Here is a 15,555-nt window from a genome sequence, read left to right on the forward strand (position 1 = left end):
GCGCCGATGGTAGTCGGGGGTTTCCCCCTGTGAGAGTAGGACGCCGCCAAGCAAGCTAAAGCCCAGCTCATTGAGCTGGGTTTTTTGTTTGTCAAAAATGAAGAAGAAATTGTAAAGCGTATTTTGGAAATTTGTTTTCTGTCACTAATAAAAACTGCTGAATTAGCACGTAATCATCGCTTATATGCTGAGTTAACAACTCATACCACCACTCTGTCTCATACCTTGCAATCATTCCTATGTTGTACAAAATTAAATAATGAATTGCCATTTCAGGAAGTCTCAGAAATTGTTCTCTCTGAGCAGGGATAAAATATTGATTCTTACCCATGTCATACAACAAGCTGATTGATGTCCACGGCTTCGTGTCTTGCGGTGAAATTTCAAACAGCAGTTCCTGTTTATTTTTCCTTTCAAAAGACCATTGAAAATGATGGGACATATATTCGGCAAATCTTGAATCAGACATTTTATAATTGATCACTACATCCTCTGGTACAGCAATCCTGTCCTTTTCCTTCTCGATTTTTGTCATAAAACGTTCTTTCTGCTGAAAATAGAAAGTATCACTTAGTTCTGGAATCGCCATTAATAATTTTTTCATGGTGTACCGTTCATCTACTATATCCGATTGTCCGAATAAGTGTTTCATGAAATGTATGCATAGGCCGTTCCGTTGTATTTTTACTTCATCATCGCTAAAACAATAATTCTGTTTCTTTCGCTTTCTTGTTGTTACGCCATGTGCCAGTATTGATGTATGGCTTGGATAATGAGGATCCCGTGTTATGAGACATGCTTTGATAAGCTGTGCCATTCCGTAAAATAGAAGAATCGGTTTGATTTCTAAAGGGGAATATGAAGCTTGTTTATAAAACGATTCGGCATGCTTTAAGAAATAAATAAACCGTTCACTGTTTTTAAAAGAGTTCTTTTTTGCATCGTCAATACCGTTTAAGGTATAAACCTTTTCTAGAAATTTCTGGGTTGATTCAACGGAATAAAATAGCGCTAAGTCTTTCCACTCATGATATGTCATATGTATTTCTTTATCCTTTCCGTTATCTAAATATTTCAACTCTTTCTCGCTTCCTTGACATGCTCTTGGCTAGTTGATAATCTACATATAATATTTTGCCGAAAAGAGGGGGATTTACTAATGTGGGAAAGTAAATTTTCAAAAGAAGGCTTAACGTTCGACGATGTGCTGCTTGTGCCAGCCAAGTCAGAGGTACTTCCGCGTGATGTGGATTTATCTGTAGAACTAACAAAAACGTTAAAGCTGAATATTCCAGTCATCAGCGCAGGTATGGACACTGTAACAGAATCAGCAATGGCAATTGCAATGGCTAGACAGGGCGGCTTGGGCATCATCCATAAAAATATGTCCATTGAACAGCAGGCTGAACAAGTTGATAAAGTAAAGCGTTCTGAGCGCGGCGTTATCACAAATCCCTTCTTTTTAACTCCTGATCACCAAGTATTTGATGCGGAGCACTTGATGGGGAAATACAGAATTTCTGGTGTTCCGATTGTAGATAACGAAGAAGACCAAAAGCTTGTCGGAATTATAACAAACCGTGATCTTCGTTTTATTTCTGACTACTCAATGAAAATCAGCGATGTCATGACGAAAGAAGAGCTTGTTACTGCATCTGTAGGAACGACTCTTGATGAAGCTGAAAAGATTTTGCAGAAACATAAAATTGAAAAGCTTCCTCTCGTTGATGACCAGAATAAATTAAAAGGTCTTATCACAATCAAAGACATTGAAAAAGTCATTGAGTTCCCGAACTCATCTAAAGACATTCACGGGCGTCTGATCGTTGGCGCGGCAGTTGGCGTAACTGGCGACACAATGACTCGCGTCAAAAAGCTTGTTGAAGCCAATGTCGATGTTATTGTTATTGATACAGCTCACGGACATTCTCAAGGCGTATTAAACACAGTAACCAAAATACGTGAAACATATCCTGAATTAAACATTATTGCTGGAAACGTGGCAACAGCTGAAGCGACAAGAGCTCTTATCGAAGCTGGAGTAGACGTTGTCAAAGTTGGAATCGGACCTGGTTCAATTTGTACTACACGCGTGGTAGCGGGTGTCGGTGTTCCACAAATTACAGCGATTTATGATTGTGCGACTGAAGCAAGAAAACACGGCAAGACAATCATCGCAGACGGCGGAATTAAATTCTCTGGCGATATCACTAAAGCATTAGCAGCTGGCGGACATGCTGTTATGCTCGGAAGCTTGCTTGCAGGCACGTCAGAAAGCCCTGGTGAAACTGAAATCTACCAAGGCAGAAGATTTAAAGTATACCGCGGTATGGGGTCAGTTGCTGCAATGGAAAAAGGAAGTAAAGACCGTTACTTCCAAGAAGAAAACAAAAAATTCGTTCCTGAAGGAATTGAAGGACGCACACCTTACAAAGGACCAGTTGAAGAAACAGTTTATCAGCTAGTCGGCGGTCTTCGTTCTGGAATGGGATATTGCGGCTCCAAAGATCTTCACGCTTTAAGAGAAGAAGCCCAGTTCATTCGCATGACTGGCGCAGGACTTCGTGAAAGCCATCCGCATGATGTACAGATTACAAAAGAATCTCCGAACTATACAATTTCATAATAAATTGTTACAAATTAAAAACATTTGACAGGGTCTCTGACTCTGTCTATTTTTTTTATACTGATTATGATAAAATTTATACTGTTGTGCATTGAAAATGTCCTTAACGGCTTAATTATAGATGAAGAATATGAAATACGGAGGTCGTACGATTGAACACCAAGAAATGTAAACAGCTATTGATGTCATTGGTTGTGTTAACACTAGCTGTCACTTGTCTGGCTCCAATGTCAAAAGCAAAAGCAGCCAGCGATCCAATTGATATCAATGCATCTGCTGCTATTATGATCGAAGCTTCTTCAGGTAAAATTCTGTACAGTAAAAATGCAGATAAGAGACTGCCAATTGCGAGTATGACAAAAATGATGACAGAGTATCTGTTATTAGAAGCAATTGATCAAGGTAAAGTGAAATGGGACCAAACCTATACGCCTGATGACTATGTGTATGAGATTTCCCAAGATAACAGCTTATCAAACGTTCCTCTTCGGAAAGATGGGAAATACACAGTAAAAGAATTATACCAAGCTACAGCAATTTACTCTGCAAATGCTGCTGCTATTGCGATAGCAGAAGTCGTTGCGGGTTCTGAAACTAAGTTTGTTGAGAAGATGAATGCAAAAGCAAAAGAACTAGGCTTAACAGATTACAAATTTGTTAACGCAACAGGTCTTGAAAACAAAGATCTTCACGGGCATCAGCCTGAGGGGACAAGCGTAGATGAAGAAAGTGAAGTTTCTGCTAAGGACATGGCAATTCTTGCGGATCACTTGATTACTGACTACCCTGAGATTCTGGAGACTTCCAGTATCGCTAAAACGAAGTTCAGAGAAGGCACAGATGATGAAATGGACATGCCGAACTGGAACTTTATGCTGAAAGGGCTTGTCAGCGAGTATAAAAAAGCGACTGTAGACGGATTGAAAACAGGTTCTACTGACTCTGCGGGCTCATGCTTTACAGGAACAGCTGAACTCAACGGAATGCGTGTTATTACTGTTGTATTAAACGCAAAAGGCAATCTACATACAGGCCGTTTCGATGAAACGAAAAAAATGTTCGATTATGCTTTCAACAATTTCTCCATGAAAGAAATTTATGCTGAAGGCGATCAAGTAAAAGGCCATAAAACAATTTCAGTTGATAAGGGTAAAGAGAAAGAAGTAGGCATTGTGACAAACAAAGCGTTCTCTCTTCCTGTCAAAAATGGCGAAGAAAAGAATTACAAAGCGAAAGTCACGCTAAATAAAGAGACCTTGACTGCTCCTGTGAAAAAAGGAACCAAGGTTGGGAAACTAACTGCGGAATATACAGGTGATGAAAAGGATTACGGATTCCTTAACAGCAATCTTGCTGGCGTAGACCTTGTTACAAAAGAAAATGTAGAAAAAGCAAACTGGTTTGTTCTAACAATGCGCAGTATCAGCGGATTTTTCGCCGGCATTTGGGGAAGCATTGTTGATACGGTAACCGGCTGGTTTTAATCAAATGAAAGAGCTCTGATGTATGTTAGGGCTCTTTCGCTTAATATACTGAAAAAACCCAATTTTTAAGAAAAAATGATTTTCAAAGCGCTAAAAACCGAATAAAATAATATATATCCATATGAATTATTGGATTTCTAGGATACAATAAGGATTAGAAATTATACAATTATACCTTGATTAGGGGGACCAAGAAATGGCTCAAACAGGTACTGAACGTGTAAAACGCGGAATGGCAGAAATGCAAAAAGGCGGCGTCATCATGGACGTCATCAATGCGGAACAAGCGAAAATTGCTGAAGAGGCTGGAGCTGTAGCTGTAATGGCGCTAGAGCGTGTACCAGCTGATATTCGTGCGGCTGGAGGAGTTGCACGTATGGCTGACCCTACAATCGTGGAAGAAGTAATGAATGCAGTATCTATCCCAGTAATGGCAAAAGCGCGTATCGGACATATTGTTGAAGCGCGTGTGCTTGAAGCTATGGGTGTTGACTATATTGATGAAAGTGAAGTTCTGACTCCGGCTGACGAAGAATTTCATTTGAATAAAAATGAATATACAGTTCCTTTCGTTTGCGGCTGCCGTGATCTTGGTGAAGCAACACGCCGTATTGCTGAAGGCGCTTCTATGCTTCGTACGAAAGGTGAGCCTGGAACAGGGAATATCGTTGAGGCTGTTCGCCATATGCGTAAAGTAAACGCTCAAGTGCGCAAAGTAGTTGCGATGAGTGAAGATGAACTCATGACAGAAGCGAAAAACTTAGGTGCTCCTTACGAGCTTCTTCTTCAAATTAAAAAAGATGGCAAGCTTCCTGTCGTTAACTTTGCCGCTGGCGGCGTAGCCACTCCTGCTGATGCTGCTCTCATGATGCAGCTTGGTGCTGACGGAGTATTTGTTGGTTCTGGTATTTTCAAATCAGACAACCCTGCTAAGTTTGCGAAAGCAATTGTGGAAGCAACAACTCACTACACTGATTACAAATTAATCGCTGAGCTTTCAAAAGAGCTTGGTACTGCAATGAAAGGGATTGAAATCTCAAACTTACTTCCAGAACAGCGTATGCAAGAACGCGGCTGGTAAGAATATAGGAGCGCTGCTGACATGTTAACAATAGGAGTACTAGGACTTCAAGGAGCAGTTAGAGAGCATATCCATGCAATTGAAGCATGCGGCGCGGCTGGTCTTGTCGTTAAACGCCCGGAGCAGCTGAACGAAATTGACGGACTGATTTTACCTGGCGGTGAGAGCACGACGATGCGCCGTTTGATTGATACGTATCAATTCATGGAGCCGCTTCGTAAATTTGCTGCTCAGGGAAAACCGATGTTCGGGACATGCGCTGGATTAATCATACTAGCAAAAGAAATCGCTGGTTCAGATAATCCTCATTTAGGTCTGCTGAATGTGGTTGTTGAGCGTAATTCGTTTGGCCGGCAGGTTGACAGCTTTGAAGCTGATTTAACAATCAAAGGCCTGAACGAGCCTTTTACAGGGGTATTCATCCGCGCGCCGCATATTTTAGAAGCTGGTGAAAATGTGGAGGTTCTTTCGGAGCATAATGGTCGTATTGTAGCTGCTAAACAGGATCAATTCCTGGGCTGCTCGTTCCATCCGGAGCTGACAGAAGATCACCGAGTGACACAGCTGTTTGTTCAAATGGTTGAGGAATACAAACAGAAAGCACTTGTATAAAACAGTTGAAAGCTGTGGAAACTTATAGTACATTATAAGCACAAATAAAGATCGAAAAGCGTTGATAGGAACTAGTAAGAAGCCTCTCTTTCTAAGAGAGCCGATGGTTGGTGCGAATCGGTGAAAGATGCTGTCTGAATCCATCCTTGAGCGAAATGCTGAAACAAGTAGGCATTTACGGGATAACCGTTATGTGTGAAAGTGGAAAATGAGTCTTTGGCTTGTTTTCAATCAGGGTGGCAACGCGAGAGCTCTCGTCCCTTTATGGGGATGAGGGCTCTTTTTATTTTCGACAAATCAATAAAAAAGGAGTGTTTCGCATGCTTGATACGAAAATGCTGAGAGCAAATTTTCAAGAAATTAAAGCAAAGCTTGTACACAAAGGCGAAGACTTAACTGATTTTGATAAGTTTGAGGCGCTGGACGATAGAAGAAGAGAGCTTATCGGCAAGGTTGAAGAGTTAAAAGGAAAACGGAATGAAGTATCTCAGCAGGTTGCTGTGCTGAAACGTGAGAAAAAAGACGCTGATCACATTATTAAAGAAATGCGTGAAGTCGGCGAGGAAATTAAAACACTTGATGAAGAATTAAGAGCAGTGGAATCTGAGCTTGATACCATTCTTCTTTCAATCCCAAACATTCCGCATGAGTCTGTCCCAGTCGGTGAAACAGAAGACGACAACATAGAAGTGCGTAAATGGGGTGAAAAGCCTTCATTTGCTTACGAGCCGAAGCCGCACTGGGATATTGCAGATGAGCTGGGGATTCTAGATTTTGAACGTGCTGCAAAAGTAACAGGAAGCCGTTTCGTGTTCTATAAAGGTTTAGGTGCTCGTCTGGAGCGTGCGCTTTATAACTTTATGCTTGATCTTCATGTAGATGAGTATAACTATACTGAAGTGATTCCGCCTTATATGGTAAACCGCGCAAGCATGACGGGAACGGGTCAGCTTCCTAAGTTCGAAGAGGATGCGTTTAAAATTAGAGAAGAAGATTACTTCTTAATTCCGACTGCGGAAGTCCCGATTACAAACATGCATCGGGATGAAATCCTTTCAGGTGACAGCCTGCCGATTAACTATGCGGCATTCAGTGCTTGCTTCCGTTCAGAAGCTGGTTCAGCAGGACGTGATACACGCGGATTAATCCGTCAGCACCAATTTAATAAAGTTGAGCTTGTGAAGTTTGTAAAGCCTGAAGATTCTTATGGAGAATTAGAGAAGCTTACAAACCAAGCAGAACGAGTTCTCCAGCTGCTTGAGCTTCCATACCGTGTCATGAGCATGTGTACGGGTGATCTGGGCTTTACGGCTGCGAAAAAATACGATATCGAAGTTTGGATTCCAAGCCAAGACACATATCGTGAAATCTCTTCTTGCAGCAACTTCGAAGCGTTCCAGGCAAGACGTGCGAACATTCGTTTTAGACGTGAAGCGAAAGGCAAGCCTGAGCATGTACACACACTGAACGGTTCAGGGCTGGCGGTTGGAAGAACAGTAGCCGCTATCTTAGAAAATTATCAGCAGGAAGACGGAAGCGTTGTAATTCCAAAAGTGCTTCGCCCTTATATGGGGAATAAAGAAGTAATAAAACCATAAAATTGTGAAAAGGTGTGCCTGACAAGGTGCGCCTTTTTGCCTGAGTAAACACGATATTTTTATAAAAACAAAAAAGTTTTTAAAAATGCTTGACCACATAAGAACATTCATGATATAGTAAGTCTTGTCGATACGGAGGAATACCCAAGTCCGGCTGAAGGGATCGGTCTTGAAAACCGACAGGGGTGTCAAAGCCCGCGGGGGTTCGAATCCCTCTTCCTCCGCCATATTGATTTTAATTCTAATGAAACACAAGCATATATTGGAGATTGTTTTGTCCGTTGCACTCGATGCAACGGATTTTTTATTATAAAGAAAAAGTGAATCTCAGTTGAGATTCACTTTTTTTGATTTTCATGAATAACTGAAGCGATTTGATCTACAATATTTTCAATCGAGCTTTCATCGTTCAGCAGATCATAATCCTCAATACGGAGCTTTAAAACAGGGCAGGCGTTAAAACCGCTTATCCAGTTTTCATAGCGTGTATGCATTTCTTCCCAATAAGACCGGCTTGTCTGAAGCTCCATTTCACGGCCGCGTTCTTCAATCCGATTTAAAATGTTCTCCAGATCTCCTTCTAAATAGATCAATACATCTGGGTGTGGGAAATACGGTGTCATGACCATTGCTTCGAAAAGGCTTGTGTAAGTTTTATAATCAATCTTTGACATTGTCCCTTTGTCAGCATGCATTTTTGCGAAAATTCCTGTGTCTTCATAAATAGAACGATCCTGTACAAATCCTCCGCCAGCTTCAAAAATCGTTTTCTGTTCTTTGAATCGTTCAGCTAAGAAATAGATTTGCAGGTGAAAGCTCCAACGTTCAAAATCATGATAGAACTTTTCTAAGTATGGATTATGATCGACTTCCTCAAGAGAGGTTTTAAATCCAAGCCTTTTAGCCAAAGCTTTTGTTAAAGTCGACTTTCCGACACCTACTGTTCCTGCTACTGTGATAATTGAATTCTTGGGGATATGATGTTCCTTCATACGATAAGCTCCTTTACATGGGCGGCAATGCGTTCAAAGTCGCTCTTATTCAAAACGAAATCCTTAGAATCACCATCTATAGTTAGCACTGTAAGTTCAGGGTCTGCTTCCTGCAACTGTTTGATGGCGACTTCATAATCTGCGATCAGCTGCTCCAAATAACTTGTTTCAATTTTTTTCTCAAAGGGGCGTCCGCGTTTTTCAATGCGGTGTAACAATGTGGGCAGACTAGCCTTTATGTAAATGATGAAATTGGGCTTTGGCAGATCATCCGTTAGCAAGTGATAAATCTTTTTATATTTTTCCAGCTGATGCTGAGACAGGGTGCGTTCCGCAAAAATCACATTTTTATAAATGTGATAATCGGCTATCACAGGCTGTCCCTTTTTTAAAAAGTGATCGCTGGTGTCTTCAAGCTGTTTATATCTGTGACAAAGAAAAAACATTTCAAGCTGGAAGCTCCATTCCTCTATATTGTCATAAAACTTATCAAGGTATGGGTTATCCTCAACAATCTCACTAATCATAGGAAATCCAAACTCTTGTGAGAGCATTGTCGCGAGGGTTGTTTTTCCTGCCCCGATAGGACCTTCTATTGCAATAAAAGGGGCTGTATTCATCGGAATCCTCCTTATTTCTGAAAAACGTTCGCCAGTTACCGACCTTCATATTGTATCACAACCCTTGGGTGCCCCCATGAAAAAAAGACGTTTCCAAATTATCGAAACGTCTTTTTGACAATATTAAATTGATCAGACAGCAACAGCCAGTTTTGGGGAAAGGAAAGACCTAACTTCCAATAGCTAATACCCCTTAAATTCAGCTCTTTAATCAGGTTGAATTTTGCTTGGATCGAGCGAGCATCCTCGAACCATACCTCGTGCCTTCTGTTTTCTGCATCAGTATAGCGAAAGAAAGGCGCTTGAGCTGTTTGGTCATACTGAATGGTTGCATTGTTTTGATCGGCAATGGCAAGGGCTTGCTGAGGGCTTATTGCTCTTGCCGGGGTTCCTCCTGCTGTATACGGAAGCGTCCAATCATACCCATATAAATTCTGGCCCATAACAATTTTATTCGCAGGCATTTCAGTCAAAGCATATTCTATGACATCCCGAACAGGCCCAATTGGCGAAACGGCTTGAGGTGGCCCGCCGCTATAGCCCCATTCATATGTCATGAGAACAACAAAGTCGACAATTTGGCCATGTGCTCTGTAATCATGGGCTTCGTACCATCTGCCCTGCTGTGTTGCGCTTGTTTTAGGGGCAAGCGCTGTAGAAATTTCTAAGCCTTCTCGATGGAAAAGATCCCTTGCTTCACGTAGAAATTGATTATAGGCTTCTCTATCCTGAGGCCGCAAATATTCAAAGTCAAAATGAATATCATAGAAATCATATCTTTTGGCATTCTCGACGATTTCATTTAAAAGTCTTCTTTTTACAGTATCGTCGTTCAAAAGGATTCGGCCAAGTTCATCGCTGAATGCCTGGTTTTCTAGGTTCGTTATAATCATCATCAATGTCGTGTTTTGATTCTCTGCAATGCTTCTTAAATTCGTTAAAGGCGGTGCGACTAAGGTTCCGTCACGCTGTGCCTGGAAACTGAATGCGCCAAGGTACGTTAAGTAGGGCGACGCTTCTCTGGCCGCCTGCTGGAGATTTTCGCTGACTTGATTTCCGCGAGGCTCCAAATAAGCATTTGATTCGATGTCTCGTTTAGGAACCGGAGGGATGTATAAGCGGAAACCAATCTGCAGTACGGTATTTAATTGGATTCGGTTAACCCTGGCAAGCTCGGCTGCTGTTGTATTGAACCGCCGTGCGATGGATGTCAGGGTATCACCTTGTTGAACATCATAGAACTGGCCGGCTATTGGAATGACAATGGTTTGTCCGACAACAAGGCTATCGGGATTAGGTATTTCATTCGTTTCTGTGATTTCATTTACAGTTGTTCTGTATTGTGAAGCGATAGCAGAGAGAGTGTCGCCTTGTTTCACCACATAAATTTGAATGAAAAACGCCTCCTTTCATATCGCTATCAATGTATGAAAGAAAAGCGCTGATCATGTTTATTTTTCTGTAATTTGTTCCTCCGACGTAATTTCCGCGAGAAGAACATTCTCCATCATGGTTAAGGCAAATTCGTTGTCTTCGTCACGATTTGAGGCAATACAGTCCTTAGGAATCGTGATGCTGTATTCCCTCATGTAAGCGTCATTAGCGGTAAACAGCACGCATATGTTACCGGCTATACCTGTCAAGATAATATGCTTCACCTGCAATTCGGTAAGGAGAGTGTGAAGAGCAGTTTCGTAAAAGGCGGAATGCTTCGGTTTGATTAAAAAATAATCAGCATCTTCCGGAGCTATTTGTCTGATGATATCCTTGCTTCTTTCATTCGTGCATTCTTGCTGAATATTTTTAATATCAGCTTGCCAAAGTCCATAATGATCATTAATGTAAATAATCGGCCAGTCATTTTGTCTCGCATGTTCCTTTAATGATAAAATGTGAGGAACGATTTTTTCTGTTTTTTTAGCGAGGCTTTCTCCCATATCGAATTCAAAATTATTGATCATGTCTACAATGAGAAGAGCTGTGTCTGCTTTGGACAATTGACAGTCTCCTTTCCGATTCAGTTATAGTTAATATGTAGCCTTTTTAGGCAATGAAAAAACTTTGAAAAGAGAGCTTATCCTTATGACACAAGATGAACTTTATATGAAAGAAGCAATTAAAGAAGCGAAAAAAGCTGAAGAGAAAGGTGAAGTGCCAATCGGCGCCGTGCTTGTCGTTAACGATGAAATCATAGCGCGTGCACATAATTTAAGAGAGACGGAGCAGCGGTCAATCGCTCATGCAGAAATGCTTGTGATTGATGAAGCGTGTAAGGCGCTGGGAACGTGGCGGCTGGAGGGGGCAACTCTTTATGTGACACTTGAGCCTTGTCCGATGTGTGCCGGTGCCGTCGTGCTTTCGCGAGTAGAAAAAGTGGTATTTGGTGCATTTGACCCCAAAGGCGGCTGTTCAGGCACGATTATGAACCTTTTGCAGGAAGAGCGCTTTAACCACCAGGCTGAAGTGGTGAGCGGGGTGCTTGAGGAGGAATGCGGAGGAATGCTCAGTTCATTTTTTAGAGAACTGCGAAAAAAGAAGAAAGCCTTCAGGAAAAACTTGTCTGAGTAGTCCGGTTGCAATTTTCAGGGGGAAACGATATACTTATGTATGCATCGCAATAGATGCGATATAAAATTTGATATTTATTTTGCCGTGCTAAGCGGGGAGGTAGCGGTGCCCTGTACCTGCAATCCGCTCTAGCGGGGCCGAATCCCTTCTCGAGGTTCGTTTACTTTAAGGTCTGCCTTAAGTAAGTGGTGTTGACGTTTGGGTCCTGCGCAATGGGAATTCATGAACCATGTCAGGTCCGGAAGGAAGCAGCATTAAGTGAAACCTCTCATGTGCCGCAGGGTTGCCTGGGCCGAGCTAACTGCTTAAGTAACGCTTAGGGTAGCGAATCGACAGAAGGTGCACGGTAAATCAATCATCAAATTTTCAGACTCACCTATCATTAGGTGAGTTTTTTGTTATGTAAAAGAGCTTTTGGAATCGAAACAAGGTTCATGTATAATGGGAATGATGAATAACGGAGGAGGGCAAACCCGTGAGTTACCAAGCTTTATATCGAGTATTCAGGCCTCAGCGTTTTGAAGATGTGGTTGGACAAGAACACATTACAAAAACGCTGCAAAATGCCCTTTTGCAAAAAAAGTTTTCTCACGCCTACCTGTTTTCCGGGCCAAGAGGAACGGGAAAAACCAGTGCAGCCAAAATATTTGCCAAGGCCGTCAACTGTGAACATGCTCCTGTTGATGAGCCATGCAACGAATGTGCGGCCTGTAAAGGGATAACAAACGGGTCAATATCCGATGTCATAGAAATTGACGCCGCTTCTAACAACGGTGTTGATGAGATTCGTGACATTCGCGATAAAGTGAAGTTTGCCCCGTCGGCCGTCACATATAAGGTATATATCATAGATGAGGTACATATGCTTTCTATCGGCGCCTTTAATGCATTGCTAAAAACATTAGAAGAGCCGCCTGAGCATTGTATTTTCATTTTAGCGACAACCGAACCGCACAAAATTCCTTTAACCATTATCTCCAGATGTCAGCGTTTCGATTTTAAACGAATTACATCCCAAGCGATTGTCGGACGTATGAATAAAATTGTTGAGGCCGAACAGCTGCAAGTGGAGGAAGGATCGCTTGATATCATTGCGAGTGCTGCAGACGGCGGTATGAGGGATGCTCTGAGCCTTCTTGATCAGGCGGTATCATTCAGCGGTGATGTTCTGAAAGTCGAAGATGCGCTTTTGATTACGGGAGCTGTTTCTCAATTATATATAGGGAAGCTTGCACAATCCCTTCATGATAAAAACGTTTCTGACGCACTGGAAACATTAAATGAACTGCTTCAGCAAGGGAAAGATCCAGCTAAGCTAATAGAGGATATGATTTTCTATTTCAGGGACATGCTGCTGTACAAAACAGCGCCTGGTTTAGAAGGAGTACTTGAAAAAGTAAAAGTCGATGAAACGTTCCGAGGACTAAGCGAACAAATTCCGGCACAGGCCATATATGAAATGATTGATATTCTGAACAAGAGCCACCAAGAAATGAAATGGACAAACCATCCCCGTATCTTTTTTGAAGTGGCAGTGGTGAAGATTTGCCAAACGTCTCATCAATCAGCAGCTGACTTGCCGGAAGTCGATATGCTGATGAAAAAAATTCAGCAGCTCGAGCAGGAAGTGGAGCGGCTCAAAACAACGGGCATAAAAGCAGCGGCGGAAAGCCCGAAAAAAGAAACGCCGCGTGTGCCAAAGGGTGGGAAGTCCAATTACAAAGCGCCCGTAGGCAGAATTCATGAAATTTTGAAGGAAGCTACGAGACCGGATCTTGACCTGCTCAGAAACAGCTGGGGCAAGCTTCTTGATCATCTCAAACAGCAAAACAAAGTATCACATGCCGCTTTGCTGAATGACAGTGAACCTGTGGCTGCCGCCTCAGCGGCATTTGTTCTGAAATTCAAATATGAAATTCATTGTAAAATGGTCGCCGAGGATAATAACGGAGTCCGGACCAATCTTGAGCAGATTCTAGAATCGATGCTCGGAAAAAGAATGGATTTGATTGGCGTTCCTGAAGCACAATGGGGTAAAATAAGAGAAGAATTTTTAGTAGATCATCAGCAGGAAAATGAAGGATCAAATGAACCGGCTGAAGAAGACCCGCTTATTGCTGAGGCGAAAAAGCTTGTCGGAGCGGATTTAATTGAAATAAAAGACTAACAAAATGAAAGAGAGTGAATGCTATGCGTGGCGGAATGGGAAATATGCAAAAAATGATGAAACAAATGCAAAAAATGCAAAAGGACATGGCGAAGGCTCAAGAAGAGCTTGCAGAAAAGGTTGTTGAAGGAACTGCAGGCGGCGGTATGGTAACAGTAAAAGCAAACGGCCAAAAAGAAATCCTGGATGTCATCATCAAAGAGGAAGTCGTTGATCCGGAAGATATCGACATGCTTCAAGACTTAGTGCTTGCTGCAACGAATGAAGCTTTGAAAAAAGTTGACGAGATCACAAACGAAACAATGGGTCAATTTACAAAGGGAATGAACATGCCAGGTTTATTCTAGGGGGATAAAAGAACATGCAATATCCTGAACCAATATCAAAGCTGATTGACAGCTTTATGAAATTGCCAGGGATCGGACCGAAAACAGCGGTTCGTCTGGCTTTTTTTGTTCTAGGTATGAAAGAAGATGTGGTATTAGATTTTGCGAAAGCATTAGTAAATGCGAAACGCAACCTGACATATTGTTCAGTTTGCGGGCATATTACAGATCAGGACCCTTGCTATATATGTGAAGATACGCGCAGGGATAAGTCCGTTATCTGTGTTGTGCAAGACCCTAAGGATGTTATCGCTATGGAGAAGATGAAGGAATACAATGGACAGTATCACGTTCTCCACGGCGCCATTTCTCCAATGGACGGCATCGGACCAGAGGATATTAAAATACCAGAATTGTTAAAACGATTACAGGATGATCAAGTGACAGAAGTGATTCTCGCAACTAACCCTAATATAGAAGGGGAAGCAACGGCGATGTATATATCAAGGCTCCTGAAGCCATCTGGTATTAAGCTCTCCCGTATTGCCCACGGACTGCCCGTCGGCGGCGATTTGGAATATGCTGATGAGGTCACTCTTTCTAAAGCACTTGAAGGAAGACGTGAATTGTAAGGAGGAAAAAGCGATCCATGGGTTTTCTTCGCAAGAAAACATTGAGAAGAGAGTTTGATGAAAAATTAGTTGAGCAGCTTTTTAAGCAAAAGGAAGAGTGGAACAGGCAAAAAAAGCTGGTTGAAAAAAGCTTAGAGCCGTCTGCTGAAGTGTTATACGAACTGAAAGTAGCTGAGGCAAAGTATTTTTTTTACTTGAGGGAAGCGAAACAGCGAAATTTAAAAATCAGCCGGTGGAAGTAAGTGGTCTAAACTCCTGGATCTTCTCATAAGCTTGTACTAGAACAAGCAAAGGAGATGAGAAGATTCATGGAGCCTATTTTTATTATAGGGATTATTTTAGGACTGGTTATTCTTCTTTTTTTATCAGGTTCAGCTGCAAAGCCATTAAAGTGGATTGGTATTACAGCTGTTAAATTTGTGGCGGGCGCTTTACTGTTGGTTTGTGTAAATATGTTTGGCGGTAGCCTTGGCATTCATGTGCCGATTAATCTGGTCACAACAGCTATCAGCGGGATTTTAGGGATACCGGGAATAGCCGCGTTAGTCGTCATTAAGCAATTTATTATTTAAATGATATTATATGTTGACTTTAATAATCTAAGGTGTTATTATAGTATACGTCGCTGATGACGAATCGCTTTTTGAAAAGAAATTATTGAAAAAAGTTATTGACGAAATCATCAGGGAATGTTATGATTATAAAGTCGCTTAAAGAGCGGTAAACAAAGTTCTTTGAAAACTAAACAAGACAAAACGTACCTGTTAATTCATTTTTTATAAAATCGCACAGCAATGTGCGTAGTCAGTCAAACTAAGGCCTGCACGACGCAGGTCACACAGGTGTCGC

16 protein-coding genes, 1 tRNA gene, 1 other RNA gene and 1 other annotated feature are annotated in these 15,555 nt (G+C 41.8%); of the genes, 13 read left to right on the forward strand and 5 right to left on the reverse strand.

Annotation, left to right across the window (positions count from 1 at the left end; translation table 11 throughout):
* Positions 1-91: 91 nt before the first annotated feature.
* Positions 92-1,039, reverse strand: coding sequence for a YaaC family protein (locus Q5C82_RS20290; RefSeq protein WP_032727373.1), 948 nt, complete (start codon positions 1,037-1,039; stop codon positions 92-94).
* A 120-nt stretch (positions 1,040-1,159) separates the two neighbouring features.
* On the opposite strand from Q5C82_RS20290, the gene guaB reads away from it, so the two are divergent.
* The 6 genes from guaB to Q5C82_RS20320 all read left to right on the forward strand — a co-directional run bounded on the left by guaB (position 1,160) and on the right by Q5C82_RS20320 (position 7,628).
* On the forward strand, positions 1,160-2,626 hold the full coding sequence (guaB, locus tag Q5C82_RS20295) for an IMP dehydrogenase (RefSeq protein ID WP_003225448.1): 1,467 nt from the start codon (positions 1,160-1,162) through the stop codon (positions 2,624-2,626).
* 152 nt (positions 2,627-2,778) lie between these two features.
* Positions 2,779-4,110, forward strand: coding sequence for a D-alanyl-D-alanine carboxypeptidase (dacA, locus tag Q5C82_RS20300; protein ID WP_003225446.1), 1,332 nt, complete (start codon positions 2,779-2,781; stop codon positions 4,108-4,110).
* 196 nt (positions 4,111-4,306) lie between these two features.
* Positions 4,307-5,191, forward strand: coding sequence for a pyridoxal 5'-phosphate synthase lyase subunit PdxS (gene pdxS / locus Q5C82_RS20305; protein ID WP_003225444.1), 885 nt, complete (start codon positions 4,307-4,309; stop codon positions 5,189-5,191).
* A gap of 21 nt (positions 5,192-5,212) precedes the next feature.
* A complete protein-coding gene (pdxT, locus tag Q5C82_RS20310; RefSeq protein WP_003225441.1) occupies positions 5,213-5,803 on the forward strand; it encodes a pyridoxal 5'-phosphate synthase glutaminase subunit PdxT in 591 nt (196 codons plus the stop codon).
* Between the two features lie 52 nt (positions 5,804-5,855).
* Positions 5,856-6,068 (forward strand) — a binding site (T-box leader).
* A gap of 55 nt (positions 6,069-6,123) precedes the next feature.
* Positions 6,124-7,401, forward strand: a complete 1,278-nt coding sequence (gene serS, locus Q5C82_RS20315; protein WP_003225439.1) for a serine--tRNA ligase — start codon at positions 6,124-6,126, stop codon at positions 7,399-7,401.
* A 134-nt stretch (positions 7,402-7,535) separates the two neighbouring features.
* A tRNA-Ser gene (locus Q5C82_RS20320) sits at positions 7,536-7,628 on the forward strand.
* A 111-nt stretch (positions 7,629-7,739) separates the two neighbouring features.
* Here Q5C82_RS20320 and dck read toward each other — a convergent pair.
* From dck to Q5C82_RS20340, 4 genes are all read right to left on the reverse strand, one after another.
* Positions 7,740-8,393, reverse strand: a complete 654-nt coding sequence (gene dck, locus Q5C82_RS20325) for a deoxyadenosine/deoxycytidine kinase (protein WP_013307891.1) — start codon at positions 8,391-8,393, stop codon at positions 7,740-7,742.
* Positions 8,390-9,013, reverse strand: a complete 624-nt coding sequence (gene dgk, locus Q5C82_RS20330) for a deoxyguanosine kinase (RefSeq protein WP_003225435.1) — start codon at positions 9,011-9,013, stop codon at positions 8,390-8,392. The genes dck and dgk overlap by 4 nt, the downstream gene beginning before the upstream one ends.
* 98 nt (positions 9,014-9,111) lie before the next feature.
* Positions 9,112-10,395: a LysM peptidoglycan-binding domain-containing protein gene (locus tag Q5C82_RS20335; RefSeq protein ID WP_003225434.1), complete on the reverse strand. Its 1,284-nt coding sequence runs from the start codon at positions 10,393-10,395 to the stop codon at positions 9,112-9,114.
* A 69-nt stretch (positions 10,396-10,464) separates the two neighbouring features.
* Positions 10,465-11,010 carry an isochorismatase family cysteine hydrolase gene (locus Q5C82_RS20340; protein WP_003225432.1) on the reverse strand — a complete coding sequence of 182 codons (546 nt, stop codon included), beginning with the start codon at positions 11,008-11,010 and terminating at the stop codon, positions 10,465-10,467.
* A gap of 85 nt (positions 11,011-11,095) precedes the next feature.
* On the opposite strand from Q5C82_RS20340, the gene tadA reads away from it, so the two are divergent.
* From tadA to bofA, 7 genes are all read left to right on the forward strand, one after another.
* Positions 11,096-11,581, forward strand: coding sequence for a tRNA adenosine(34) deaminase TadA (gene tadA, locus Q5C82_RS20345; RefSeq protein ID WP_003225431.1), 486 nt, complete (start codon positions 11,096-11,098; stop codon positions 11,579-11,581).
* Positions 11,582-11,663: 82 nt separating this feature from the next.
* An RNA gene (ffs, locus tag Q5C82_RS20350) (signal recognition particle sRNA large type) lies at positions 11,664-11,928 on the forward strand.
* Positions 11,929-12,056: 128 nt separating this feature from the next.
* The gene (gene dnaX / locus Q5C82_RS20355) at positions 12,057-13,748 is read left to right on the forward strand and encodes a DNA polymerase III subunit gamma/tau (protein ID WP_003225429.1); all 1,692 of its coding nucleotides are present in this window, start codon (positions 12,057-12,059) and stop codon (positions 13,746-13,748) included.
* A 23-nt stretch (positions 13,749-13,771) separates the two neighbouring features.
* The gene (locus tag Q5C82_RS20360) at positions 13,772-14,095 is read left to right on the forward strand and encodes a YbaB/EbfC family nucleoid-associated protein (RefSeq protein ID WP_003225427.1); all 324 of its coding nucleotides are present in this window, start codon (positions 13,772-13,774) and stop codon (positions 14,093-14,095) included.
* A gap of 14 nt (positions 14,096-14,109) precedes the next feature.
* Positions 14,110-14,706 carry a recombination protein RecR gene (recR, locus tag Q5C82_RS20365; protein WP_003225425.1) on the forward strand — a complete coding sequence of 199 codons (597 nt, stop codon included), beginning with the start codon at positions 14,110-14,112 and terminating at the stop codon, positions 14,704-14,706.
* A gap of 17 nt (positions 14,707-14,723) precedes the next feature.
* Positions 14,724-14,948, forward strand: coding sequence for a YaaL family protein (locus Q5C82_RS20370; RefSeq protein WP_003225423.1), 225 nt, complete (start codon positions 14,724-14,726; stop codon positions 14,946-14,948).
* 66 nt (positions 14,949-15,014) lie between these two features.
* Entirely contained in the window at positions 15,015-15,278 is a 264-nt protein-coding gene (gene bofA / locus Q5C82_RS20375; protein WP_003225421.1) for a sigma-K factor-processing regulator BofA, read from the forward strand.
* Positions 15,279-15,555 lie beyond the last annotated feature (277 nt).

The sequence above is a fragment of the uncultured Bacillus sp. genome (genome assembly GCF_958411575.1).
GTDB classification, from domain to species: Bacteria; Bacillota; Bacilli; order Bacillales; family Bacillaceae; genus Bacillus; species Bacillus spizizenii.

Excerpts from the sequence above, each read along its gene's own strand:
- Q5C82_RS20290 (WP_032727373.1), bottom strand. The coding sequence starts at position 1,039 with ATGACATATCATGAGTGGAAAGACTTAGCGCTATTTTATTCCGTTGAA.
- dck (WP_013307891.1), bottom strand. The coding sequence starts at position 8,393 with ATGAAGGAACATCATATCCCCAAGAATTCAATTATCACAGTAGCAGGA.
- tadA (WP_003225431.1), top strand. The coding sequence starts at position 11,096 with ATGACACAAGATGAACTTTATATGAAAGAAGCAATTAAAGAAGCGAAA.
- recR (WP_003225425.1), top strand. The coding sequence starts at position 14,110 with ATGCAATATCCTGAACCAATATCAAAGCTGATTGACAGCTTTATGAAA.
- Q5C82_RS20370 (WP_003225423.1), top strand. The coding sequence starts at position 14,724 with ATGGGTTTTCTTCGCAAGAAAACATTGAGAAGAGAGTTTGATGAAAAA.
- Q5C82_RS20360 (WP_003225427.1), top strand. The coding sequence starts at position 13,772 with ATGCGTGGCGGAATGGGAAATATGCAAAAAATGATGAAACAAATGCAA.
- pdxT (WP_003225441.1), top strand. The coding sequence starts at position 5,213 with ATGTTAACAATAGGAGTACTAGGACTTCAAGGAGCAGTTAGAGAGCAT.
- serS (WP_003225439.1), top strand. The coding sequence starts at position 6,124 with ATGCTTGATACGAAAATGCTGAGAGCAAATTTTCAAGAAATTAAAGCA.
- guaB (WP_003225448.1), top strand. The coding sequence starts at position 1,160 with ATGTGGGAAAGTAAATTTTCAAAAGAAGGCTTAACGTTCGACGATGTG.
- bofA (WP_003225421.1), top strand. The coding sequence starts at position 15,015 with ATGGAGCCTATTTTTATTATAGGGATTATTTTAGGACTGGTTATTCTT.
- dgk (WP_003225435.1), bottom strand. The coding sequence starts at position 9,013 with ATGAATACAGCCCCTTTTATTGCAATAGAAGGTCCTATCGGGGCAGGA.
- pdxS (WP_003225444.1), top strand. The coding sequence starts at position 4,307 with ATGGCTCAAACAGGTACTGAACGTGTAAAACGCGGAATGGCAGAAATG.